Origin of the sequence: Rhodococcus oxybenzonivorans, from assembly GCF_003130705.1 — a bacterium.
Classification (GTDB): domain Bacteria; phylum Actinomycetota; class Actinomycetes; order Mycobacteriales; family Mycobacteriaceae; genus Rhodococcus_F; species Rhodococcus_F oxybenzonivorans.
The window spans coordinates 2,612,608-2,636,180 of sequence record NZ_CP021354.1 but is presented as its reverse complement, the minus strand read 5'-3'; the positions used below and the strand labels follow the sequence as shown (position 1 = coordinate 2,636,180).

19 protein-coding genes are annotated in these 23,573 nt (G+C 66.7%); all 19 read right to left on the bottom strand.

Annotated features, from left to right (window positions below; genetic code table 11):
* Positions 1–26: 26 nt before the first annotated feature.
* The 19 genes from ileS to rsmH all read right to left on the bottom strand — a co-directional run bounded on the left by ileS (position 27) and on the right by rsmH (position 23,514).
* Positions 27–3,182, bottom strand: coding sequence for an isoleucine--tRNA ligase (gene ileS / locus CBI38_RS12585; protein WP_109329290.1), 3,156 nt, complete (start codon positions 3,180–3,182; stop codon positions 27–29).
* Between the two features lie 270 nt (positions 3,183–3,452).
* A complete protein-coding gene (locus tag CBI38_RS12580; RefSeq protein ID WP_109329288.1) occupies positions 3,453–3,668 on the bottom strand; it encodes a hypothetical protein in 216 nt (71 codons plus the stop codon).
* A gap of 49 nt (positions 3,669–3,717) precedes the next feature.
* Positions 3,718–4,563, bottom strand: a complete 846-nt coding sequence (wag31, locus tag CBI38_RS12575; protein WP_109329286.1) for a DivIVA-like cell division protein Wag31 — start codon at positions 4,561–4,563, stop codon at positions 3,718–3,720.
* A gap of 102 nt (positions 4,564–4,665) precedes the next feature.
* A complete protein-coding gene (locus CBI38_RS12570) occupies positions 4,666–4,968 on the bottom strand; it encodes a YggT family protein (protein ID WP_005247609.1) in 303 nt (100 codons plus the stop codon).
* Positions 4,969–5,132: 164 nt separating this feature from the next.
* Positions 5,133–5,810 (bottom strand): cell division protein SepF, encoded by a 678-nt coding sequence (locus CBI38_RS12565; protein ID WP_109329284.1) that lies wholly within the window; start codon positions 5,808–5,810, stop codon positions 5,133–5,135.
* A 110-nt stretch (positions 5,811–5,920) separates the two neighbouring features.
* A complete protein-coding gene (locus tag CBI38_RS12560) occupies positions 5,921–6,676 on the bottom strand; it encodes a YggS family pyridoxal phosphate-dependent enzyme (RefSeq protein WP_109335040.1) in 756 nt (251 codons plus the stop codon).
* Between the two features lie 30 nt (positions 6,677–6,706).
* Positions 6,707–7,450 (bottom strand): peptidoglycan editing factor PgeF, encoded by a 744-nt coding sequence (gene pgeF, locus CBI38_RS12555; protein ID WP_109329282.1) that lies wholly within the window; start codon positions 7,448–7,450, stop codon positions 6,707–6,709.
* The gene (gene ftsZ / locus CBI38_RS12550) at positions 7,447–8,643 is read right to left on the bottom strand and encodes a cell division protein FtsZ (RefSeq protein ID WP_109329280.1); all 1,197 of its coding nucleotides are present in this window, start codon (positions 8,641–8,643) and stop codon (positions 7,447–7,449) included. Before ftsZ ends, pgeF begins: the two co-directional genes overlap by 4 nt.
* A 211-nt stretch (positions 8,644–8,854) precedes the next feature.
* A complete protein-coding gene (locus CBI38_RS12545) occupies positions 8,855–9,496 on the bottom strand; it encodes a cell division protein FtsQ/DivIB (protein ID WP_109329278.1) in 642 nt (213 codons plus the stop codon).
* A 233-nt stretch (positions 9,497–9,729) separates the two neighbouring features.
* Entirely contained in the window at positions 9,730–11,238 is a 1,509-nt protein-coding gene (gene murC / locus CBI38_RS12540) for a UDP-N-acetylmuramate--L-alanine ligase (RefSeq protein ID WP_109329276.1), read from the bottom strand.
* Positions 11,235–12,383, bottom strand: a complete 1,149-nt coding sequence (murG, locus tag CBI38_RS12535; protein WP_109329274.1) for an undecaprenyldiphospho-muramoylpentapeptide beta-N-acetylglucosaminyltransferase — start codon at positions 12,381–12,383, stop codon at positions 11,235–11,237. Before murG ends, murC begins: the two co-directional genes overlap by 4 nt.
* Complete coding sequence (gene ftsW, locus CBI38_RS12530; protein ID WP_109329272.1) at positions 12,380–14,047, bottom strand: putative lipid II flippase FtsW; 1,668 nt, start codon at positions 14,045–14,047, stop codon at positions 12,380–12,382. The genes murG and ftsW overlap by 4 nt, the downstream gene beginning before the upstream one ends.
* On the bottom strand, positions 14,044–15,540 hold the full coding sequence (gene murD, locus CBI38_RS12525) for a UDP-N-acetylmuramoyl-L-alanine--D-glutamate ligase (protein ID WP_109329270.1): 1,497 nt from the start codon (positions 15,538–15,540) through the stop codon (positions 14,044–14,046). Before murD ends, ftsW begins: the two co-directional genes overlap by 4 nt.
* 4 nt (positions 15,541–15,544) lie before the next feature.
* Complete coding sequence (gene mraY / locus CBI38_RS12520; RefSeq protein WP_109329268.1) at positions 15,545–16,624, bottom strand: phospho-N-acetylmuramoyl-pentapeptide-transferase; 1,080 nt, start codon at positions 16,622–16,624, stop codon at positions 15,545–15,547.
* Complete coding sequence (locus tag CBI38_RS12515) at positions 16,621–18,135, bottom strand: UDP-N-acetylmuramoyl-tripeptide--D-alanyl-D-alanine ligase (RefSeq protein ID WP_109329266.1); 1,515 nt, start codon at positions 18,133–18,135, stop codon at positions 16,621–16,623. The genes mraY and CBI38_RS12515 overlap by 4 nt, the downstream gene beginning before the upstream one ends.
* Positions 18,132–19,706 (bottom strand): UDP-N-acetylmuramoyl-L-alanyl-D-glutamate--2,6-diaminopimelate ligase, encoded by a 1,575-nt coding sequence (locus tag CBI38_RS12510; RefSeq protein ID WP_230990224.1) that lies wholly within the window; start codon positions 19,704–19,706, stop codon positions 18,132–18,134. The genes CBI38_RS12515 and CBI38_RS12510 overlap by 4 nt, the downstream gene beginning before the upstream one ends.
* Positions 19,707–19,973: 267 nt before the next feature.
* On the bottom strand, positions 19,974–21,824 hold the full coding sequence (locus CBI38_RS12505) for a peptidoglycan D,D-transpeptidase FtsI family protein (protein ID WP_109329262.1): 1,851 nt from the start codon (positions 21,822–21,824) through the stop codon (positions 19,974–19,976).
* Positions 21,821–22,501: a cell division protein FtsL gene (gene ftsL, locus CBI38_RS12500; RefSeq protein ID WP_109329260.1), complete on the bottom strand. Its 681-nt coding sequence runs from the start codon at positions 22,499–22,501 to the stop codon at positions 21,821–21,823. The genes CBI38_RS12505 and ftsL overlap by 4 nt, the downstream gene beginning before the upstream one ends.
* Positions 22,498–23,514, bottom strand: coding sequence for a 16S rRNA (cytosine(1402)-N(4))-methyltransferase RsmH (gene rsmH, locus CBI38_RS12495; protein WP_109335039.1), 1,017 nt, complete (start codon positions 23,512–23,514; stop codon positions 22,498–22,500). The genes ftsL and rsmH overlap by 4 nt, the downstream gene beginning before the upstream one ends.
* Positions 23,515–23,573: the final 59 nt, after the last annotated feature.

Genomic DNA, 23,573 nt, shown 5'->3' with positions numbered 1-23,573 from the left:
GCAACCTACCCGCGCGGTCCGACAGATCACACCTTCGAGATGGCCGCCCGCACACCCTCACCGAGCTCGACCGCGTCGGCGGGCGCCTCGGCGAGTTCGAGCTCGACAGCGAGTATCTCGCCCGCGATCAGCTCGCGGTGAGCACGTGCCCAGTCCCGCCGCTCGGCCGGGACCTCGAGCACCACGGTGATCCGGTCCGACACGTCGAGGCCCGCCGCCCGGCGCGCATCCTGCAACTCACGGATGCGGTCCTTCGCCCAGCCCTCGGCTTCGAGTTCCTCGGTGACAGCGGAGTCGAGGACCACCAGGCCGGCCCCGTCGGGCAGGGCTGCTGTCGACTCCGGTTCGGCGGCGACCAGCCGCTGCGTGTACTCCTCCGGCAGCAACTCGATCCCCGCCGCGGTGACGACACCGTCCGAGTTCTCCGACCAGTCACCGGCCTTCACGGCCTTGATGACGGTCTGCACGTCCTTGCCCAGGCGCGGCCCCGCGGCACGCGCGTTGACGACGAGCTCGAAACGGCCGTGCACGTCCACATCCGTCGTGAGGTCGACCTTCTTCACATTCACCTCGTCGGCGATCAGTCCCAGGTAGGGGCGCAGACGCTCGGCGTCGTCCGCGGCCACCGTCACCTCCGGCAGCGGCAGCCGCACCCGCAGGTTCTGGGCCTTCCGCAGTCCCAGCACCGTCGAACACACCGACCGAACCTCGTCCATCGCCGACACCAACTCCGCATCCGCCGGCAAATCACCTGCGGCCGGCCAGTCGGCGAGGTGCACGGACCGTCCGCCGGTGAGCCCACGCCAAATGACCTCACTGATCAGCGGCAGCAACGGAGCGGCCAGCCGGGTGACCACTTCGAGCACCGTGTGGAGGGTGTCGACGGCGTCCTTGTCCTCGTCCCAGAAACGCGAACGCGACCGCCGCACATACCAGTTCGTCAACGCATCACAGAACGTGCGCAGTTCGTCACACGCCCCGGCGATGTCGTTCGCCTCGAGCGCAACGGTGATCACGTCCCTGGTGCCGGCCAGCTTGGCGAGGATGTACCGGTCGAGGACGTTGGTGGAGTCGGTCCGCCACTGACCCGGCTTCGGCGCGTACAGCTGCAGGAAACTCCACGCGTTCCACAACGGCAGCAGCGCCTGCCGGACACCCTCACGGATGCCCTGCTCGGTGACCACGAGATTTCCGCCCCGCAGGATCGGCGAAGACATGAGGAACCACCGCATGGCGTCCGAACCGTCGCGCTCGAACACCTCCTTGACATCCGGGTAGTTGCCCTTCGACTTACTCATCTTCAGTCCGTCGTCGCCCAGGACGATGCCGTGGGCCGCAACGGTCTTGAATGCGGGACGGTCGAACAATGCGGTCGCCAGCACGTGCAGCGTGTAGAACCAGCCGCGGGTCTGGCCGTTGTACTCCACGATGAAATCGCCCGGGAAGTGGGCGGTATCATCCCCCGTCGCCCCGATGAACCACTCGCGGTTCTCGAACGGGTAATGCACCTGGGCGTAGGGCATCGACCCGGATTCGAACCAGCAGTCGAGCACCTCGGGCACGCGACGCATCATCGACTTCCCCGTCGGATCGTCGGGGTTCGGGCGCACGAGGTCGTCGATCATCGGCCGGTGCAGATCGGTCGGGCGCACGCCGAAGTCGCGCTCGAGTTCGTCGAGCGAGCCGTACACGTCGGTCCGCGGATAGGCCGGGTCGTCGGAGACCCACACCGGGATGGGGCTGCCCCAGTACCGGTTACGGCTGATGTTCCAGTCTCGGGCACCCTCGAGCCACTTGCCGAACTGTCCGTCGCGGATGTGCTCCGGCACCCAGGTGATCTCCTGGTTCAGTTCCACCATCCGATCGCGGAACTTGGTGACCGCGACGAACCACGACGGGACCGCCATGTAGATCAGCGGCTGGCCGCTGCGCCAACTGTGCGGATACGAGTGCTCAATCGTTTCGTGCCGCAGCAACTTTCCAGCAGCCTTGAGGTCCTTGATGATCGCCGGGTTCGCGTCGAACACCTGAAGCCCCTCGTAGGGCGGCACCATCGACGTGAACTTGCCACCCGCGTCGAGCGGCTGGACCAATTCGATGCCGTTGCGGAGGCAGTAGTCGTAGTCCTCCTCACCGAAAGCCGGGGCCATGTGCACGATTCCGGTACCGGACTCGGTGGTGACATAGTCGGCCGAGATGACGCGGTGCGCGTTCTCGTGACCGGCGAAGAAGTCGAACGGCGGGTCGTAGTGCAGACCGATGAGGTCGGCCCCCGTGTGCTCGGACAGCACGTCCGGCGAGTCCCCGAGTTCCCGCGCGTAATGGCCCAGACGATCGCGGGCGAGCACATAGCGTTTCCCGTCGAGACCCGACACCTGCACGTAGTCGATGTCGGGGTGCACCGCGATCGCGAGGTTGGACGGCAGGGTCCACGGCGTCGTGGTCCAGATGATCGCGTTCGCGCCATCCAGCGGGCCCTCACCGCGCAGCGGCATGTCGACGGTAACGGCCGGGTCCTGACGCATCTTGTACGCGTCGTCGAGTCGGGTCTCCTGATTCGACAGCGGCGTCTGCTCGTACCAGCTGTACGGCAGCACTCGGAAGCCTTGGTAGATCAGCCCCTTGTCGAACAGCTCCTTGAAGGCCCACATGACCGACTCCATGAAGTCGAGGTCCAGGGTCTTGTAATCGTTGTCGAAGTCGACCCACCTGGCCTGGCGGGTGACGTAGTTGCGCCACTCGTCGGTGTATCGCAGAACCGAGGACTTGCAGTATTCGTTGAATTTCTCGAGACCCATGACGTCGATCTCGGACTTGTCCTTGATGCCGAGCTGCTTCTCCGCCTCGAGTTCGGCAGGAAGGCCGTGGCAGTCCCAGCCGAACCGGCGCTCGACCTTTTTGCCGCGCATGGTCTGGAAACGTGGGATGAGGTCTTTGACATACCCGGTCAACAGGTGACCGTAGTGCGGAAGACCGTTGGCGAACGGCGGGCCGTCGTAGAAGACGAATTCCTCGGCACCTTCACGCTGTGTCACGGACGCCCGGAAAGTGTCGTCCTCGTCCCACCCCGCGAGCACACGCTGCTCCACCTGAGGGAACTTGACGCCCGCATCCTGCGGAACGCCGTAATCGACCTTCGGGTAGGACTCGTTGGTGCTGGTGACGTTACTGGTGGTGCTCACCGCGATCTCCTCGTGCCTGACGTACTCGGCACGGGGACGACGGGGACGCCTCATGCGTCACCACCGCGGTACCACCCCGCTTGCACTCCGAGGAGTGCCTCTCACTAGCGGGCTGTGACGGGCCCACCCGTTCGGTTCTACTGAGCCCGCGTACGGCCGTTCTTCCGAAGGCTCCCCGGTGATGGCCGGATCGACGCCGTGGTTGTCTCGCTATCTGAAATTGCTCGCTCTACGTAGTGTAGTCGTCCTCGCCGTGAGGAACCGGCGCGGTCAGTCACTCGACGGGTCGGGGGGCGGAACTGAATCGGTACCGCGGCCGGACACCGCTGCCGTCCGCCTGCCCGCGAGGGCACTGATCAGCAGCAGCACCGCACCCGCGACGCACACCACGATGCATCCCCAGGCCCAGATGACCGAACCGGTCATCAGAGCGACCACCAGGAGGGCGAACCCCACCGCTGCAAGAACGAGTGTCACGACCAGCACGGCTCAACCTCTATCCGGGCCGCTGGCTGGGCAACTACCGCACGCTCAGTCAGCTATTGCCCTTGGCGTAGGACTGGCTGTAATTCGACTGCGATCCGCCCTGCGCGAACGAATCCTGACCACCGTCCACCGGAACGGCGGAACCCCGCTGCTCCAGCTCCTCGAGCTGCGACTCCAGGTACGACTTCAGCCGCACGCGGTATTCACGCTCGAAGGTCTTGAGCTGCTCGATGCGACCCTCCAGCACCGACCGCTGCTGGTTGATCGTCGCCATGATCTCGGTGTGCTTCTTCTCCGCGTCCGCCTGCAGTGCATCGGCCTTCTCCTTGGCCTGCCGCAGCTGGGTCTCGGAACGAGTCTGCGCGTCCGTGATCAGCGCCTCGGACTTCTGCCGAGCATCCGCAATCATCGATTCAGAACGCTGCCGCGCGTCACTGACCAGCTGCTCCGAATTGGTGCGGGCATTACCGAGAAGCTGCTCGGATTCGGTCTTCGCATCGCTGGTGAGACGATCGGCCATTTCCTGGGCGAGGCCGAGTACCTTGGCGGCCTGCATGTGAGCGTCCGCTCCCTGCGGTGCCGCCTGCGGAGCCGCGGCGGCCGGGGCAGGTGCGGGCGCCGGCGCCTTGGGCTGCTCGACGACACGAGCGGGCTCGGCCTTGGGCGCAGGCGCTGAGGCCGCGCCGGACGGGCGCGGGGCCTTCTTCGCATCGGCGAGTTCCTTGTCGAGCTCACCCACTCGCTGCCGAAGGTCGGCGTTCTCCTCGATCAGGCGCGACAACTCTTGCTCGACAAGGTCGAGAAACGCATCGACCTCGTCTTCGTTGTAGCCCCGCTTACCGATCGGCGGCTTGCTGAACGCGACATTGTGCACATCAGCTGGAGTCAGCGGCATGGAAGGATCCCTTCACGCGTCATTTGGCGGTCTAGCAAGCATTCAGTTACAGCGCAGTCTACGTAACGGTGAACCAACACTGGATCAATGGGGTCCATTCTGTCACACCAGACCCGTAGCACGCGCTTGCCCCTGAACGATCGACATCAGGATGAAGACGATGAACAGCAAGACCATGATGGATAGATCCAACCGCACCCCGCCCAGATTTATCGGGGGAATCAATCGCCGCAGCAGCTTGACCGGCGGATCTGTGACCGTAAATATCGCCTCGAGAATGACGACCACGACGCCGGTCGGCCGCCAGTCCCGAGCGAAGGTCCGTACGAACTCGACGATGATTCTGCCGATGAGAAGCAGCCAGAAAACGAACAGTATCAAATAGATCACCGAGAACAAGGCCACACCTTCACTCTGCCTGAAACAGTTCGGTCTATCAAAACGGGCCGCCCGGCCAGGGCACTCTGTACCTCAGCCATCGCAGCCCGCGTGATGTCCGAACGTCCTGATCCCGATGATCGCCCTTCGGTTTTCTCTGACCCGCACTGCCAATCCTGCTGAACGCAGTGCTACTTCTGGCTGTAGAAGCCCGTCTCGGCGATCCGGCGGCGCTCCTCGGCCGAGACGTCGATGTCGGCGGGTGAGAGCAAGAACACCTTCGTTGCCACCTTGTCGAAGGAGCCGCGCAAGGCGAACGCCAGGCCCGCCGCGAAATCGACGAGACGTTTCGCGTCGGCGTTGCTCATCTCCACGAGGTCCATGATGACCGGGGTGCCGTCGCGGAAGCGCTCACCGATGGTGCGCGCCTCGCTGTAGTCGCGGGGCCGCAGCGTCGTGATCTTCGAGAGCGGACCGCCCTCGTCGAAGAGAGGTCCGCGGCGGCTTTCCACCCGCTCGGATCGAGTATCGACAGCGAGCGCACCGCGGGTGCTCCCCCGGACCGACCCACTCACGCCGGGGCGCGCCGAACGCACAGCCACAGGCTCGACCCGCGACGCGTGCCGCGGGCCTTCGTAGCGGTCGAACTCGTCGTCGAGATCGTCGCGCCTACCCGGGGCATACGCCGCCTTGCTGAACGCAGGCTCGGCGAAGTCCCGGTCGTCGCGGTCGAGATACGGATCACGTCCACCGTCCCGTACCGGGCGTGCAGGCCTGCGCGCAGGCTCCGGCTCGTCCAGGTACTCGTCCTCGTAGTCGTCGAGGGGAACCATGCCGAAGTAAGCCTTGAACTTGTGCAGACTGCTCATTGATCGACCTTCCTTGGCGCGGCGGACAGGATCTCGCTACGACCGGTCGCAGCGGTGTGGACGGGTTGGCGATCACCCAGCCGACTTTCCATCGAGGCTCGCCTCGGCGATCATTTCGAGGTTATAGGCCTCGCGCCCAACAGAGCGGTTCCGACACGCACGCACGTCGACCCGTGTCGGACAGCGTGCTCGAGATCATTCGTCATCCCCGCTGAGAGCTCCGTCGCATCGGGATGCTCCACGCACAACCGGGCGTGAATGTTGTGCAGCTCCTCGAATGCCGCATCCGGGTCGGCCTCGATCGGTGGGACGGCCATCAAACCCCGGAATTCGAGGTGTGGAGCCGACCGAACCTGCGCTGCAAGGCTTTCGAGGTCGCCCACCACAGCGCCGCCGCGCTGGGGATCACCGTCGAGGCTGACCTGGAGCAACACCCGGAGCGGCTCCGTGCGTTCTCCCGCCTCGACGGCAGCGGTCGCTGCCTTACCGAGCGCGCCGACCAGCCGCTCGCTGTCCACCGAGTGAATTGCGTACGCCCACTGGGCGATCGCCCGGGCCTTGTTGCGTTGCAGGTGGCCGATCATGTGCCACCGCACCGCCGGGTCCGGAACTCGGGCGCGGAACTCGCCGATTTTCGCGGTCGCTTCCTGCTCACGCGACTCACCGAACTCGCGGCAACCGAGTTCATAGAGGATGCGAGCATCGGACTCCGGGAAAAACTTGGTGACCGGGAGGAGCATCACATCCGAGGGTTCGCGTCCCGCCGCACGGCACGCCGCATCCAACCGCTCGCGGACAGCCCCGAGCGCACCCGAGATCTGAGCGACACGGTCGCCCGCTCCGCTCGCCTCCGGAACACGATCCATCGCCGTCAACTCCCACACCCTCTCGCGCGCCTACCTGCCGCCCTGCCCAGTATCCATCCAGATAACCGCTGCGAGCCGGCCGGTCGGTGCCTCCCGCCGATGACTGAAGAGGGTCCGGTCCTCGATGGTGCAGCGCGGATCCTCGGCGACACCCGACACTCCCGCGTCGAGCAGTTGCCTGCGGATGCCGGCCCGCAGGTCGAGACCGGGAGTCCCCTTCACCGTGCGGGTGGCACTGCCGGGAAGGTACTTTTCGACATCCGCCTGCATTGCGGCGGGAACCTCGTACTGGCGTCCACTCGCGGCCGGGCCGAGGAAGGCACCGATCCGTCCGATCCGGGCGCCCTGCTCCACCATCACCTCGAGAACCCGGGGGACGATACCGATGCGTGCACCGATCCGTCCGGCGTGCACGGCCGCGATGACGCCCGCCTCCTCGTCGGAGAGCAGGACGGGCACACAGTCGGCGCTGAGTGTGGCCAGCGCCAAACCCGGCACCGTGGTCACCAACGCGTCGGTTGCCGGCACAGCCGTATCGGTAGGTCTGTCGACCACCGTCACCGTGCGACTGTGAATCTGTTCCATCCAGATCAGGTGGTCGAACGGAACACCGATCTTGTCGGCCAGCCGACGACGATTGGCCTCTACCGCGCCGGGGTCGTCCCCCACGTGGTCACCCAGATTGAAGGACTCGTACGGTCCGACGGAGTGCCCACCCGCACGTGCGGTGACGACGCGGCGAACCCGGAATCCGGGACCCGACGGCGAAGTCAACGACGCATGAAGGAGGGCACGTCGACGTCGTCTTCGCCCTCCTCGTCGGACACCGGCACGGGCCGGGAAGAGCCGTTTCCGGACAACGGAGGCAGACTGCTCGCGCTGTGCGAGCTGATCGTCTCGCGTGTCACGGACATCGGCTCACCGCCCTGCGGCTCCGCGCCCTGGTTCACTTCACCCGCGCGTCCGGCCCCGATGGCGCTGCGGCCGGCGGCGGTGGACTCGACCGGACGACGGGCCGGCGTGCCGCCGTCGAATCCGGCGGCGATGACGGTGACCCGCACCTCGTCACCCAGCGAGTCGTCGATCACGGTGCCGAAGATGATGTTGGCATCGATGTGCGCCGCTTCCTGGACGAGCGAGGCGGCCTCGTTGATCTCGAACAGTCCGAGGTCGCTGCCACCCGCGATCGACAGCAGGACGCCGCGCGCACCCTCCATCGATGCTTCGAGGAGAGGTGAGTTGATCGCGGACTCGGCAGCCTTGATCGCACGCCCCTCACCGCGCGAGGACCCTATGCCCATCAGCGCGCTACCGGCCCCGGACATGACGCCCTTGACGTCGGCGAAGTCGACGTTGATCAGACCCGGGGTGGTGATGAGGTCGGTGATCCCCTGAACACCGTTGAGGAGAACCTCGTCGGCGCTGCGGAACGCATCCATGAGGCTCACCGCGGCGTCACCGAGCTGGAGAAGGCGGTCGTTCGGAATGACGATGAGGGTGTCGCACGATTCGCGCAGCGACTGGATGCCGGTGTCCGCCTGACCGCCGCGACGCTTTCCCTCGAACGAGAAGGGCCGGGTCACCACACCGACGGTGAGGGCCCCGAGCTTGCGCGCGATACTCGCGACGACGGGGGCGCCACCGGTACCCGTACCGCCGCCCTCACCGGCCGTGACGAACACCATGTCGGCGCCCTTGAGCACTTCCTCGATCTCGTCCTTGTGGTCTTCTGCGGCCTTGCGGCCGACTTCGGGATCCGCGCCGGCTCCGAGCCCGCGGGTGAGTTCGCGGCCGACGTCGAGCTTGACGTCGGCATCACTCATCAGCAGCGCTTGCGCGTCGGTGTTGACGGCAATGAACTCGACTCCCTTGAGTCCCTGCTCGATCATCCGGTTGACTGCGTTCACGCCGCCGCCGCCGATGCCGACGACCTTTATTACGGCGAGGTAGTTGTGCGGGGGCGTCATCGGCTCTCGCCTTCCATGAGTGTGTATCACGCTTTCGTACAAATCAGTCGGGTAAACTCTCAACCTGAACCATAGGGTTACGGTTATGTCAAGTGCTCGACTAGAGCGAAACGCTATGCACCGTCATCGGGATACGCCATTAGGCGCGCCGAGACTCGCCCAGTTATTTGACGAACTCGCTCGCTGGCAGCCGCCTCCGAATTCCATTCCCCTACCGCACCGTCGGGAGATCAGGACTCGACACGTCGTACGTCTGTCCGGGCTGAGTCAGCAGGGGCAAGGTGACCGCCGCTTTGCGTTCGGACTTCTCCGTGCCGCCCCACACCACGACGCGGCCGTCGAGCAGCGTCACCGAGATGTCCGAAATGGATTTGGCCGCAACCTCACCCACCTGCCCGCGCAATTGCGGCGGCATCGACTCGAGCACCTCGAGCGCAGCCGCGGTACTGGCATCGCCCCACCCGGGAGTGTCAGTGACCAGGCGAGGAACACCGGGAGGCGGTGGCGCGATCTCGTAGTCGACAGCGTCGGCGTCCAGAAGATGCGTGCCGTCAGGAGTATCGACGAACACGACCGGCACGCGTTCGGTCACCGTCACCCGAATGGTGGACGGATACATTCTCTGCACGCGGGCGGTAGCCACCTTAGGGATCGCGGCGACCCGTTGCGCGGCCGCCACGGTGTCGACGCGCAGCAGTGGCTGCCCCTGCGGCACGGCGAGTACCTGTCGAATCTGTTCCTCGGGAATGGTCGTGGCACCCGCGACATCGGTGGACCGCACCGACAACAGCGGCGTGAACCAGGCCACCAGACCGAGCGCCACGACCACCACGACACCGATCAGACCGGTCACCGCCGGCCTGCGATACCACGGCCGCCCAGGCTCCTGCTCCACGTCCGGAGATGCTGCGGCCGGGACCGATCCGCGCGGTCTGCGAGTGGACGGGTCACCGCCCGGCGGCGTCCGGCGCGACCCAGCCCTGGTGCCGGAACTCCGTGCGGACGCGCCACCGGGCCGCGGACTGCGCTGGGTGTCGCGGCGAACCGGGCGATCCGGCCGTTCCGGGCGACCTCGGCGCTCCCGGCTCATCGGGAGGCGTTGTGTGGGGCCGCGCGCAGCGCGTCGAGAATCTGGTTTCCGAGCATCGTGACGTCACCGGCACCCATCGTGATCACGACGTCACCGGGTTCTGCCAACCCCGCCACCTGACGCGGCGCCTGCGACAGGTCGGGCTGATAGTGCACCGGCTTGGTCACCGACAGTGCGACCAGGGCGCCACTGACACCGGGAATGGGTTCCTCCCTCGCCCCGTACACGTCGAGCACCACGACCTCGTCGGCGAGATCGAGAGCATGCCCGAACTCTTCTGCGAAAGTTGCTGTCCGCGAATAGAGATGCGGCTGGAACACGACGATCACTTTGCCCCGGCGGACCGATTCCTCGGATTCTTGCCGATCCGCCTCGTGCGGCTGGCGCACCAGATCCGCGGCGGCGCCGAGCACCGCACGTACTTCGGTGGGATGGTGCGCATAGTCGTCGAACACCCGAACGCCACGCTCACGACCGGTGAACTGGAACCGGCGGTGTACACCGCCGAAACCGGCGATTCCTTCGAGTATCTCGTCGACGTCGGCTCCGGCCTCGCGGGCAGCGAGAAGTGCGGCCAGCGCGTTGAGTGCCATGTGCCGTCCTGGGACACCCATCCGGATGGTCCGCGGACTCCGCTCACCGGCCAGCTGGAACTGCAGCACTCCCCCCACATCTCTGGCCTCGAAACTCAGCAGCCGGGCACCGACCTCGATCCCGTCGACGGAGTCGAACGGAGCGGCGGACGACTCTGCGCTGCCGTAGCCGACCACTCGCACACCGGGGAGGTTCCGCGCGCTCACCCGTGACGCGAGCGCCGCCGAACCGGGATCGTCGAGACAGGTGACGAGGAGCCCGCCGGGCGACAGCCGATCGGCGAAATCGTCGAAAACCTGGGTATAGGCCTCCGGGCTCCCGAAATAGTCGAGATGGTCGGCCTCGACGTTGGTGACGACGACGACATCGGGGTCGTACTGGAGAAGCGAACCGTCACTCTCGTCGGCCTCGGCGACGAACACGTCACCGCTGCCGTGATGAGCGTTGGTCCCGGCTTCGTTCAGCTCGCCGCCCACCGCGAAAGAGGGGTCGTAACCACAATGCTGGAGCGCCACCACCAGCATAGACGTCGTCGAGGTCTTACCGTGGGTGCCAGACACGAGCAGGGTCCGGTGACCTTGCATCAACGATGCGAGCACCGCCGGGCGCAGGATCACGGGGATGCCGCGCCGCGCGGCCTCGACCAGTTCCGGGTTGTCCTTCGGGATGGCGGCGTGCGTGGTGACGACCACGGTGGGTCCACCGGGCAAGAGATCGAGTGCGCTGGCGTCGTGGCCGATGCGCACGTTCGCGCCGCGAGCGCGGAGGGCCAGCACGCCGCGGCTCTCCTTGGCGTCGGATCCGGACACCTGGCCCCCTCGGGCCAGCAGGATCCGGGCGATCCCGGACATTCCGGCGCCACCGATCCCCACCATGTGGACACGTTCGAGGTGCGCGGGCAGGTCGGTCATCGGGTTTCCTTCTTCAGCGCGGCCACGTCGAGAACAATCTGCGCAACCTCGGCGGCTGCGCTACGGTGACCCGCTCCCGCCGCGCGCCGCCCCATGTCCGCGAGCCGCACGGGGTCGCGCAGCAGCGGGATCACGGTGTCCGCGACGAAGGCGGCGGTCAGGTCGCCGTCACGGACAATCATTCCACCTCCCGCTTCGACGACTGGCCGCGCATTGAGTTCTTGCTCACCGTTGCCGTGCGGCAACGGCACGTACAGCGCGGGGAGACCCACGGCCGACACCTCCGCGACCGTCATCGCACCCGATCGGCAGATCACCGCGTCGGCAGCCGAATACGCCAGATCCATCCGCGACAGGTACGGGACCGCCACGTAGGGCGGACCGCCTGCGGAGTCGGGGACGTCCAGGGTGTTCTTCGGACCGTGTGCGTGCAGGACGGCGATCCCTGCCGCCGCGAGCGACTCCGCCGCCCCCGACACCGCCTCGTTGAGCGACCGCGCACCCTGCGACCCACCGAACACGAGCAGCACCGGTCCCTCGGCGGGAAGCCCGAAGTGGGCCCGAGCCTTACTGCGCAACCCCGCCCGGTCGAGACCGGTGATGGATGCCCGCACCGGAATACCGACGATCTCGGCCTCCGCCCGGCCGCGCGCCTTCACACCGGAACCCGCCACCGCCGCGAGGACCCGTGTTGCACGGCGAGCGCCGATCTTGTTGGCGATGCCCGCGCTCGCGTTCGCCTCGTGCACCACGATCGGGATTCTGCGTCGCCGCCGCAATAGACCGGCACCCGCGGCCAGGTACGCCGGAAGAGCTACGTAACCGCCGAAACCGACGATCACGTCGGCCCCGGTCTCGTCCATCACCGCACGGGTACGACGAACCGAATGCAGCACCCGGCGCGGGAGCCGCAGCAGGTCGAGGGTGGGTTTACGGGGAAGGGGCACCGGCGGAATGAGTTCCAGCGGATAACCGCGCTCCGGAACCAGAGTGGTTTCGAGACCGCGCGCCGTCCCCAGCGCCGTCACCACCACATCCCCGTCGATCGCCTTGATCGCATCGGCCACCGCCAGAGCCGGTTCGATGTGTCCGGCGGTTCCACCACCGGCCACGATCACCGACAGAGTGGGCTTCTCGCCGCTCACCTACGAAATCCTCGCTCTCCTGCTCGGCCACCCGAGCTTCGCTGCTGGCGCACACCGCGGTCGGGTGTGCGGGCATTGCCGCGTTCCGCGCGGCCCTTGTCGTATGTGATGCTCCGGGTGCGGGCTGCCATCTCGCGTCCGGCCTGCCGCCGTGCCTCGGCGCGTCGCACCGCCTCCGCCCGGGCAGCGTCCGCCCGCACCGGTGAATATGCCTCGGGCTTCGGAAGACGCAGCATTCGCCCGAAACGGCCGTCCTGACCCGAATGCAGCGCCGCTACCGCCTCCGGCTCGTGCCGGGCCGCATTCGCCACCACGCCGAACATGAACAGCGTGGTGGCCGTCGACGTTCCCCCGGCGGACACGAGCGGCAACTGCAGTCCGGTGACGGGGAGCAGCCCGATGACGTACCCCACATTGATGAATGCCTGACCGGTGATCCACACCGTGGCCGTACCCGTGAGCAAGCGCAGGAAGGGATCGGCCGATCGTGCGGCGATACGCAGACCCGTGTACACGAACAACCCGAAGAGCCCCAGCACGGCGGCACCACCCAGGAAGCCCAGTTCCTCACCGATGATGGCGAAGATGAAGTCGTTGTGCGCGTTGGGGAGATAACTCCACTTCGCGCGGCTCTGCCCCAGTCCACGCCCGAGAATTCCGCCGTCGGCCAGCGAGTACATCGCCTGACGTGACTGATAACCGATACCCTGCGGATCCTCGTCCGGATTGAAGAAGGCCCGGACCCTCGCCGAACGGTAACCCGCGGTGAGAGCGAGAACCACCACCCCGGCGAGACCGGTTCCCACGATGCCCAGGAACAACTTGAGCGGCAGACCTGCGAACCACAGCAATGCCATCAAGATGATGGCCAACGAGACCGTCGTTCCGAGGTCGGGCTGCAAGATGATGAGCACGAACGCCAACAGCGCCGCGGGAACGAGTGGGACCAGCATGTCGCGGATCCCGACCAGGTCGCTCCGGCGTGACGCCAGGATGTGCGCACCCCAGATGGCGAGCGCGATCTTCGTCAACTCGGCCGGCTGCAGCGACACACCGCCGACGACGAACCATCCCCGGGTGCCCTGCGACACCGTTCCGATACCGGGTATGAGCACCAGAACCAGAAGAACGATCGTAGCCGCGAAGGCGGGAAAGGACAGCGCGCGCATCACCCGTACCGGGATGCGCAACGCGACGAAGAACAGGATCATGCCGACGCCTGCGAAGATCGTCTGCCGGGTGAACAGCGTGTAGGCCGAGCCGTCGTTGGCATACGCCTCGACGCTCGACGACGACAAGACCATCACCAGCCCCAGCACCGTGAGCAGAAACGCGATGGTTACGACGAGGTGGAACGACGCCAGTGGTCTGGCCAGCCACGCACCGATCCGGGTGCGGGGAGCGCGCGGCGGCGCCGTGCGGGTTCGCGAACCCTGCGGCGGGCGGCGGGGCGTAGCCGAACGCGGAGAACCGTCCTGCGAACGCGGACCTTCGGGAGAGCGAGGTCGTCCCGCATCACCGGCACGGCCCCGAGGTGCGTCACCGCGACCCCGTTCACCACCGCGGCCCCGCTGCGCGTTGGCCACACGGCTGCGCTGCGCGTCGGCCCCACGGCTGCGCTGCGCGTCGGGAACCCGGCGTGGGCGCGGATCGGCCGACGTCATCGCGGCTGCCCGGTAATGTCCGATGCACGCAGCCGACCGACCGCGTCGGCGAAGCTCCTACCTCGATGACCGTAGCTGTCGAACATGTCGAGCGAAGCCGCGGCAGGAGCCAGTACGACGGCGTCACCCGCCGTCGCCAGGGCAGCCGCCTCACGCACGACGGCTGCCATGACCGCGTCGCTGTCGGTACCGGGCGGCAGAACCACCCGTCGGGTCGCGGCTCGAGCAACAGCACTCACTCCAGCATCGTCTCCCGTTTCGACACTGACCACGGGAACCTCGGGGGCGTGTCGCGCAAGCGACTCGGCGATGTGGGTGGCGTCACGCCCGAGTAGCACGACTCCGGTCAGGCGGTCGGCCACCTCGACGATCAGGTCGTCGACCTGGGCGCCTTTGAGGAGGCCGCCGGCGATCCACACCACGCGTTGGTGCGCGAGAATCGACGGCCCGGCCGCGTGCGGGTTGGTGGCCTTCGAGTCGTCGACGAAGGTGACCCCGCCGATCTCGGCAACGCGTGCACCGCGGTGCGGGCCGACGACGTAACTCGCCAGACCGCGGGCCACGGCCTCGGGCCCCACCCCCGCGGCGCGCGCGAGCGCTGCCGCAGCGAGCGCATCCATCAATCCCGCAGGACCGGACGGGGTAATCCCCTCCGCCGGGGCCAGCCGCAGTCCGTCGGCGAACGCCCGATCCACCAGGTGGCCGTTTTCGATCCCCAACTCCCCCGGCCCCGGGATCCCCACTCGGAAGCCCACCGTGCGTTCGGCGGGTGAGGAGGATGCGAGGGACGCTGCCACGTCGTCGTCGAGACCCAGTACTGCGACATTGCCGGTCAACGCTCGCGCCTTCGCGTCGATGTACGACTGCATACCGCCGTGCCAGTCGAGGTGGTCCTCGGCGATGTTCAGGACGGCCCCGGCCGCCGGCCGAACGGACGGTGCCCAGTGCAGTTGGAACGACGAGAGTTCCACCGCCAGCACTTCGGGCCGAGGAGACGTCTGGCGTAAGGCCTCGAGGACCGGAAGTCCGATGTTCCCGCAGGCTGCGCTGGGCACCTTTGCCGCCGACAGGATCGACTGCAGCATCGAGGTCGTGGTCGTCTTTCCGTTGGTCCCGGTAACCACCAACCATCGGCGGGGCGGGCCGTAGAGTCCCGATCGGTCCACGTGCCAGGAGAGTTCGATATCTCCCCAGATGGGGATGCCGTCTCCGGCGGCAGCCGAGAGCAGCGGTGCGTCGGGACGGAAACCGGGGCTGGTCACCACCAGTGCGAAGTCACGGACACGTTCGCGGTCGGCGAGGAGGTCGTCGATGGGCACGGTGGCTGCGCCGAGCCTCGCGCATTCGGCAAGGGCGTCGGCATTCGAATCGGTGACGGTGACGAGGGCTCCGAGTTCACGGAGCGGTTCGATCGTCGCCCGGCCCGAGATCCCCGCCCCCGCGACGAGTACCGCACGACCCCGCAACCGATCGAGTTCCAGATCCTCGGCCACTGGGTCAGCCGCCGATCGCTGCCAGGTACTCGCTGTAGAACAGCGCGAGGCCGATCGCCGAGGCGATGGCCGCCAGCAACCAGAAGCGGATGATCACCGTGGTTTCCGCCCACCCGGCGAGTTCGAAGTGATGGTGGAAAGGCGCCATGCGGAACACTCGTCTCCGGCTCGACCTGAACACCGCAACCTGGATCACCACGGACGCCGCTTCGGCGACGAAAAGTGCGCCGATCACCACCATGAGCAGTTCGGTCCGCGTCGTAATGGACAGCCCGGCAAGCATGCCGCCCAGCGCAAGGGAGCCGGTGTCGCCCATGAAAATTTTGGCGGGCGCGGCGTTCCACCAGAGGAATCCGATGCAGGCGCCCGCCCCGGCGGCGCAGATCAAAGCCAGGTCGAGCGGATCCCGCACGTCATAGCAACCCTTTCCCGGGCTGGTCTCACATGCGTTGCGGTACTGCCAGAACGTGATGATGACGTAGGCACCCAGCACGAGGCTCATGGAACCGGCCGCCAGGCCGTCGAGTCCGTCGGTGAGATTGACGGCGTTCGACCACGCGCTGACCAGCAGATAACAGAACGCGACGAACACCACGGATCCCAGGGTCACCGTCGCGATGTCGCGGACGTACGACAGGTGGGCACTGCCGGGGGTCAGGTCGTTGGCGCCGCGGAACTGCAGCGCAAGGACGCCGAACGCCACCGCCGCGATCAGCTGGCCGACCAGCTTTGCGGTCTTGTTCAGTCCCAGGTTGCGCTGCTTGCGGATCTTGATGAAGTCGTCGAGGAACCCGACACCACCGAGCGCAGTGGTCAGGCCCAGCACCAGCAGACCCGACGCCGAGGGGCCGTCCGCGTCGTAGCCGATACCGATCAGGTGCGATCCCCAGTACCCCGCCCACAGACCGGCGAGGATGGCGACTCCGCCCATCGTCGGGGTCCCGCGCTTCGACTGGTGACTGGCCGGACCTTCGACACGGATCTCCTGGCCGAAACCCTGACGGGAAAAGGCCTTGATGAGGACCGGGGTCAGCAGAATCGAGACGGCAAGCGCGATGCCCGCCGCGAAGAGGATCTGTCTCACCGCATGGCCTCCGAACCCTTCTGCCCCGTGTGTCCCGCCAGCACCGCGTCCGCGACCTCCCACAGTCCGATGGATTGCGACGCTTTGACCAATACCAGGTCACCCGCCGCCAATTCCTCCTCGAGCAACACGATCGCGGAGGCGGCGTCGGGAACGAGTATCGCCTCGTCCCCCCACGAGCCCTCCATGACCGCGCCCTGATGCATGGCCCGTGCCGGTCTCCCGGTTCCGACGATGATCAACTTGCTCACATCCAGCCGGACCGCGAACCTGCCGATCGCATCGTGTTCGACCACTGATTCTGGCCCCAGCTCCGCCATTTCTCCGAGTACCGCCCAACTGCGGCGCGCCGCGCCGCGGCCGGTCTTCGCCATCGACACCAGCGCCTTGATGGCTGCGCGCATCGAATCAGGATTGGCGTTGTACGAATCGTTGACCACCGTCACACCGTCCGGTCGGTCTCGCACATCCATACGGCGAGCCGACACCGCAGCGGCCCCGGACAGTGCCTGGGCAACCTGGCCGAGATCTGCGCCGCACTCGAAAGCCACTGCGGCAGCAGCGAGTGCGTTCGCGACTTGATGTTCGCCGTGCACCGCCAGCTCGACCGGAACACTGCCCGAAGACGTGGTGAGCGTGAATCGCGCACGCGCCTTCTCGTCGAGCACGATGTCGGTGGCCCGGATATCCGCCGCCTCCGACTGCCCGACGAGCACCACGCGCGCAGAGGTCCGTGAGGCCATGGCGGCGACCAGAGGGTCGTCTGCATTGAGTACGGCGACGCCGCCGTCCGCGGCAGTCGGCAGCGCTTCGGCGAGCTCCCCCTTCGCCAGGGCGATCGCGTCCCGGGACCCGAACTCACCGAGATGTGCCGTGCCCACGTTGAGAATGACCCCGATCCGGGGAGGCGCGATGGTCGCGAGGGACGCGATGTGCCCCAGCCCTCGCGCAGACATCTCCAGAACCAGGAACCGGGTGTCGGCATCGGCGCGCAGGGCAGTCCACGGGTGCCCGAGCTCGTTGTTGAACGATCCAGGCGGCGCCACCACCGGGCCCAGGGGGCGCAGAACAGCCGCCAGGAGGTCTTTGGTCGAGGTCTTGCCCGCTGACCCGGTCACACCGACCACGGTCAAGCCCTTGTCGGTCAGTTCGTCGACAGAGGCACGGGCAAGCTTCGCCAGAGCGGCGAGCACCCCAGCGCCGGACCCGTCCGAATCGTGTTCGAGTGCCATCGCCCGGCTCGGGACGTCCACCGGAATCGGCGGGACCACGACGGCCGGAACCCCGACCGGCCGCGCAGCCACGACGGCGGCCGCACCTGCCGCAACGGCGGCCGCCGCATGGTCGTGACCGTCGACGCGGGCACCGGGCAGCGCGAGGAAGAGGCCGCCTGGACCTACCTTCCGCGAATCGAATTCAACGCTGCCGGTCACCTCGGTCGAGGGATCGACGACGTCGTGGAGCTCGCCTCCCACGATTTCGGCGATGCGAGCGAGTGTCATCGGGATCATTTGCTTCCTCCGATTACCTGCTCGATCGCTTCGCCCAGAACCTCGCGATCGTCAAATGGGTGCTTCACCCCGGAAATCTCCTGACCGGACTCGTGTCCCTTACCTGCGACCAGAACTACGTCGCCTGCCTGCGCCCAGCTGACGGCCTCGGTGATCGCCCTCGCGCGGTCCCCCACTTCCCGAACTTCTCCCCGCTCGGATTCGGGCACCGCGAGGGCACCTTCCCGGACCGCGGCTCTGATCGTCGCCGGGTCCTCGGTACGCGGGTTGTCGTCCGTGATGATCAGCAGATCCGCGCCTCGCGCCGCCGCCGACCCCATCAGGGGCCGCTTCCCGGCGTCGCGGTCACCTCCCGCACCCACGACCACCGCGACACGGCCGGACACCTGGCTCCGAAGGGTCGCGATCACGGCTTCGAGGGCGGCGGGTTTGTGCGCGTAGTCAACGACGGCGAGAAAGTCCTGGCCGCGATCGATGCGCTGCACCCGCCCGGGCACGTCGACCTCCGCGATGCCCTTCACTGCGACGAGCGGATCGACCCCCAGTGAGGCGCTCAGCGCAACGGCAACCGAGGCATTGGCGACGTTGTACCGGCCCGGAAGCTGTAGCAACACCTCGAGCGACGTGCCGTCCGGTGTGATGAGGGAGAAGGTCTGCGAACCGGAAGGCGACACCGTCGGCGGACCCGCAGCCCACCCCGCCTCCACAGGGCCGGTCCCCGTGGCCACCGTGGATACGACGGAGCCGGCGTCGGCGGCAACCTCGGCCATCCGCTGCCCCCACACGTCGTCGACGCAGATGACGGCCCGCGGAGCGTGGACCGAAGATTCGGCGCTGAAAAGCCTGGCTTTGGCGGCGAAGTAGTCCTCGAAGTCGCGGTGGAAATCAAGGTGGTCCTGCGAGAGATTGGTGAAGGCACCCACATCGAACCGCACACCGTCGACCCGGCCGAGCGCGAGCGCGTGACTGGAAACCTCCATCACCACCGTGTCGACCCCCTGCTCGAGCATCACGGCGAACAGGGCGTGCAGTTGCGGGGCCTCGGGCGTCGTCAGTGCGCTCGGCACCCGTCGCCCCTTCATCCGCGTTTCGATGGTTCCCAACAGACCGGTGGTGCGCCCCGCCGCGGTGAGAGCGCCCTCCACAAGGTAAGAGGTGGTGGTCTTACCGGAAGTGCCGGTGATACCGATCACCTGCATGCGCTCCGACGGACGGCCGTAGATGGTGGCCGACATCTCGCCGAGAACTCCGCGGGGATCGTGGTGGACCAGGACCGGCACGTCCGCTTCCAGCCCTGACACGATGTCGAACCCGGCCTCGTCCGTGAGGATCGCCACTGCCCCGCGTGCAACAGCGTCTGCCGCGAACTCCGCCCCGTGCGCCCGGGCACCAGGCAAGGCAGCAAAGAGATCGCCCTGGGCGATGGCCTGAGCCCGAAGATCCACTCCCGTGACGACGACCTCGGCAGCACCACCTGCGGAAGCCTCGATTCTGGCTCCGGCAGCTGCGGCGAGAACGCTCACCGGGGTACGAACCGGCAGACTGGGGCGCAGATCGTCGCCGGACTTCAGATTTTTTCCGGACTGCAGATCTTCTCCGGACTGCAGATCTTCTCCGGACTTCAGTGGCGCGGACGTCGACTGCGGGCGGGACGGAACAGGCACCGGGCTCCTCTCGGGTGTCGACTCTCTACTGACTACGGGCGTCATGCACGGCTCTACAGTGCGCGACCTGGGCATCTTCACGCGACTGTGTTCACTGAACGACTGTGCCCACTGAACGGCCGACGTGTCAGATTACCGCGACCGTTCCGAAAGCCGGATTCGGCCGACCATCGCTCAATCGGCTTGGAGCACCAGCCTGCGTCCGGGATCCGGGGACATCGGGACGCTGTCACGTTGGAGCAACCACGACGCGATGTTGTGGAACAGCGGCGCGGCGGACTGCCCACCGGTGCCGTCCGCGCTCCGCGTAGGTGCGTTCAGCATGATGCCGATCACGTACCGCGGATTGTCCGCGGGCGCGATCCCGGCGAACGTGATCCAGTAGTTCGAATTCGAGTAGCACTTGCAGGCGGGGTCGACCTGCTGCGCTGTTCCCGTCTTACCGCTGATCTGGTAACCGTCGACAGCAGCCTGAACTCCTGTGCCGCGCTGGTTGCCGGTGTCGTTCTGCGTGACGGACCGGAACATGTCGCGCACGGTGGCCGCCGTCTGCGGGCTGACCACAGTAATTTCTTCCGGCCGCTCCGTCTCGGTTCTGTCGCCGTCCGCATCGATGGTGGCCCGGACGATTCGCGGCGGAATGCGAATACCGTCGTTGGCGATGGCCTGATACATACCGGTCATCTGCAACAACGTCATCGACAGACCCTGGCCGATCGGCAGGTTCGCAAAGGTGCCGCCCGACCACTGGTCGCGGCTCGGCACACTGCCCGCGCTCTCGCCGGGCAACCCCACCTCGGTGCGCTGACCGAGTCCGAACTTTGACAGCATGTCGGCGTAACGGTCCTCGCCGACGCGCTGGGCGAGCATCAACGTGCCGACGTTCGACGACTTACCGAACACCCCGGTGGAAGTGTAGGGAGCCACGCCGTGATCCCAGGCATCCTTCACCGACACGCCTGCCATCTGAATGGTGCCGGGAACCTCGAGGACCTCGTCGGGGGTGGTCAGTCCGTACTCGATGGCCGCTGCTGCGGTCACGATCTTGTTCACCGATCCCGGCTCGAACGGGGTACTGACGGACAGATTGCCCATCTCCACAGATCTCGGGTTATTGCCCACACCGATCGCCGGGTTGAACGTGCTGTCGTTCGACATCGCCAGGACTTCACCGGTGTGAGAGTCGAGCACCACCGCCGACGCATCCTTGGCGCCGGACTTGTCCTTCGCCATCTGCACTTGCTGCTGCACGTAGTACTGAAGGTCCGAGTCGATGGTGAGTTCTACACTCGACCCGTCCACCGCAGGCTGCTTGTCACGCCAACTGCCGGGAATGACGGCGCCGTCGGACCCGCGGTCGTAGGTTTCGGAGCCGTCCGTGCCGGCGAGAGTGGAGTCCAGTGAGTCCTCGAGGCCGAGGAGCCCGTGCCCGTCCCAGCCGGTCGCGCCGACGAGGTTTGCGGCGAGGGATCCGCCGGGATATTCGCGGATGTCCTGACGCTCGAGACCCACCTCGGGATACTTCTCACTGATTTCGGCCGCAATCGCGGGGTCGACACTGCGGGCGAGATAGACGAACGTCTCGTCGCTGCGCAGTTTCTCCTTCAGTTCTTTCTCCGGCGCCGCGTCACCGAGGCGGTCGTGAATTTCCTTGGCAATGGCATCGAGCCTCGAATCGACCTCGGGGGCGGTCTCGCTCTTGGCGCGCGCCTCCTCGAGCTCCTTACGGACCCGCGCAGGCTGAAAAGTCAGTGCCTTCGCTTCCATGGTGAAAGCAATGGGGTTGGCATTGCGGTCGGTGATCGACCCGCGCAGCGCCGGATCCACCTGGGTGGTCGTGCGTTGATTCGCCGCCTCGGCCGACAGTTGCGGCGCGTCGATGACCTGAATCCACAAAAGTTGCACCGCGGCGAGGCCGAGCGCTCCGAACATCATCCCGCGTCCGATCCGCTGCCTGAACGGAAAGGACCCCGTGCCGGCGCCGTTGGGGCGCCGGGGACGACTTCTCGGTGCGTTTCGGTTCACCGGCGACCACCCGATGGTGGTGCTGTCGTCGGTGCAGTGGTCGAAGGCATCACGGGAACCAATTGTTCACCTCGGGCCTGGATCTCCGGGCTATTGCCGGGTCGCGGCGTGGCGCGCGGCGCCTGCGTAGTGGTGGTGCCCCGATTCGGAGCTGTCGCGACCGTGTTCCCCGCCTGGGCGGACGGAGCAGCGGCATCGAGCGGGGGCACAGGTGACCCGGATGCCGGCGCCGGCTTCCCGACCACCTCGACGCTTCCGTCCAGGTGCACCACGAGACGAGCGGGATCGTTCGCCGGAACCATCCCCAACTTGGCCGCTTCCTCCGCGAGTTTCGGCGCAGAGTTGGCCGTCTCCACATCCCGCTGCAGCGCCGCCTTCTCCTCCGCGAGCGACTGATTGTGTTCCCGCGCAGCACTGAGCTGATAGGAATCCTCCGCCGAGCGGGTGGTGAGCAGGAGAGTGACGGCGAGGCCCAAGCTGAGAAGTCCGAGAATCGTTGCCACAAAAGGAATCCGGGCAGCAAGGGAACCCGCGCGGTTCATGCCGGCCACGGCGGTCGGCGATCCGCTGTGCACTGCCGCACGCTGGGTGCGCCGCTCGTACGCTCGCTGGGCAGCGCCCGAACGGTTACCCCCACGCGCAGGCCGTACCTCGGGGGAATTCACCTGAACCGTCATGCCGCCGACCTCCTGGCAATTCTTTCTGCAGCACGCAAGCGCACCGGGGCTGATCGTGGGTTCTCTTCTATTTCTTGCTCGGACGCTCGCTCCGCTCCTCGGGTGAGGATGCGGAACTCCGGCCCCATACCCGGCAACTCGACAGGGAGCCCCTCCGGACTCCTCGACTTCGAGCGGGGAGTGATCTCCTGCTTGACCACCCGGTCTTCGAGCGACTGATACGACATGAACACGACGCGTCCCCCGACAGTCAACGCGTCGAGAGCCGCCGGTATCGCCGCTCGCAATGAATCGAGTTCGCCGTTGACCTCGACGCGAAGAGCTTGGAAGGTCCGCTTGGCGGGGTGTCCCCCGGTCCGGCGGGTCGCCGCCGGAATGGCGCGATACAGCAGTTCGACCAGTTCGGCACTCGTCGTGAAAGGCTGTTTCGCCCGCTGCCGGACGATTTCCGACGCGATCTTTCCCGCGAATCGTTCTTCACCGTAGGTGCTGAGGATCCGGGCCAGATCACCGTGGCTGTATGTGTTGAGCACCTCTGCCGCCGTGATGCCCGTAGTCGGATCCATCCGCATGTCGAGCGGCGCATCGATGGAGTAGGCGAAACCGCGATCGGACTCGTCGAGTTGCATCGACGACACCCCCAGGTCGAACAGGATGCCGTGAACTGAATCTCGAGGAGGAAGTCCCGCTTCGAGGAGTGCATTCTCGATGCCGTCATACCGAGTGTGGACGAAGGTCACGCGGTCGCCGAACGGGGCCAACCGAGCCCCGGCAATCTCGAGGGCGTGCGGATCCCGGTCGAGGGCGACGAGCTTCAACCGAGGGTACGTCCGGAGAAAATGCTCGGAATGCCCACCGAGGCCGAGGGTGGCGTCGATCATGACGGCTCCCCCACCCTCCGGGTCGTGCAGAGTGAGCGCGGGGCCGAGGAGTTCGACTGCTCGGTGCAGCAGGACCGGGATATGGCCGAAACCATCGGCGGGCGAGGATCCTTCCCCCTCGTGATCCACCATGATCCCTCCGGCTCCTGCTTCTGTGGTGCGGGTGGACATGTCCGAAGCCGGAGTCCACA

Excerpts from the sequence above, each read along its gene's own strand:
- wag31 (WP_109329286.1), bottom strand. The coding sequence starts at position 4,563 with ATGCCGCTGACTCCAGCTGATGTGCACAATGTCGCGTTCAGCAAGCCG.
- CBI38_RS12565 (WP_109329284.1), bottom strand. The coding sequence starts at position 5,810 with ATGAGCAGTCTGCACAAGTTCAAGGCTTACTTCGGCATGGTTCCCCTC.
- CBI38_RS12560 (WP_109335040.1), bottom strand. The coding sequence starts at position 6,676 with ATGGATCGTGTTCCGGAGGCGAGCGGAGCGGGCGACCGTGTCGCTCAG.
- ftsZ (WP_109329280.1), bottom strand. The coding sequence starts at position 8,643 with ATGACGCCCCCGCACAACTACCTCGCCGTAATAAAGGTCGTCGGCATC.
- murC (WP_109329276.1), bottom strand. The coding sequence starts at position 11,238 with ATGACCGACCTGCCCGCGCACCTCGAACGTGTCCACATGGTGGGGATC.
- ftsW (WP_109329272.1), bottom strand. The coding sequence starts at position 14,047 with ATGACGTCGGCCGATCCGCGCCCACGCCGGGTTCCCGACGCGCAGCGC.
- CBI38_RS12515 (WP_109329266.1), bottom strand. The coding sequence starts at position 18,135 with ATGATCCCGATGACACTCGCTCGCATCGCCGAAATCGTGGGAGGCGAG.
- ftsL (WP_109329260.1), bottom strand. The coding sequence starts at position 22,501 with ATGACGGTTCAGGTGAATTCCCCCGAGGTACGGCCTGCGCGTGGGGGT.
- rsmH (WP_109335039.1), bottom strand. The coding sequence starts at position 23,514 with ATGGTGGATCACGAGGGGGAAGGATCCTCGCCCGCCGATGGTTTCGGC.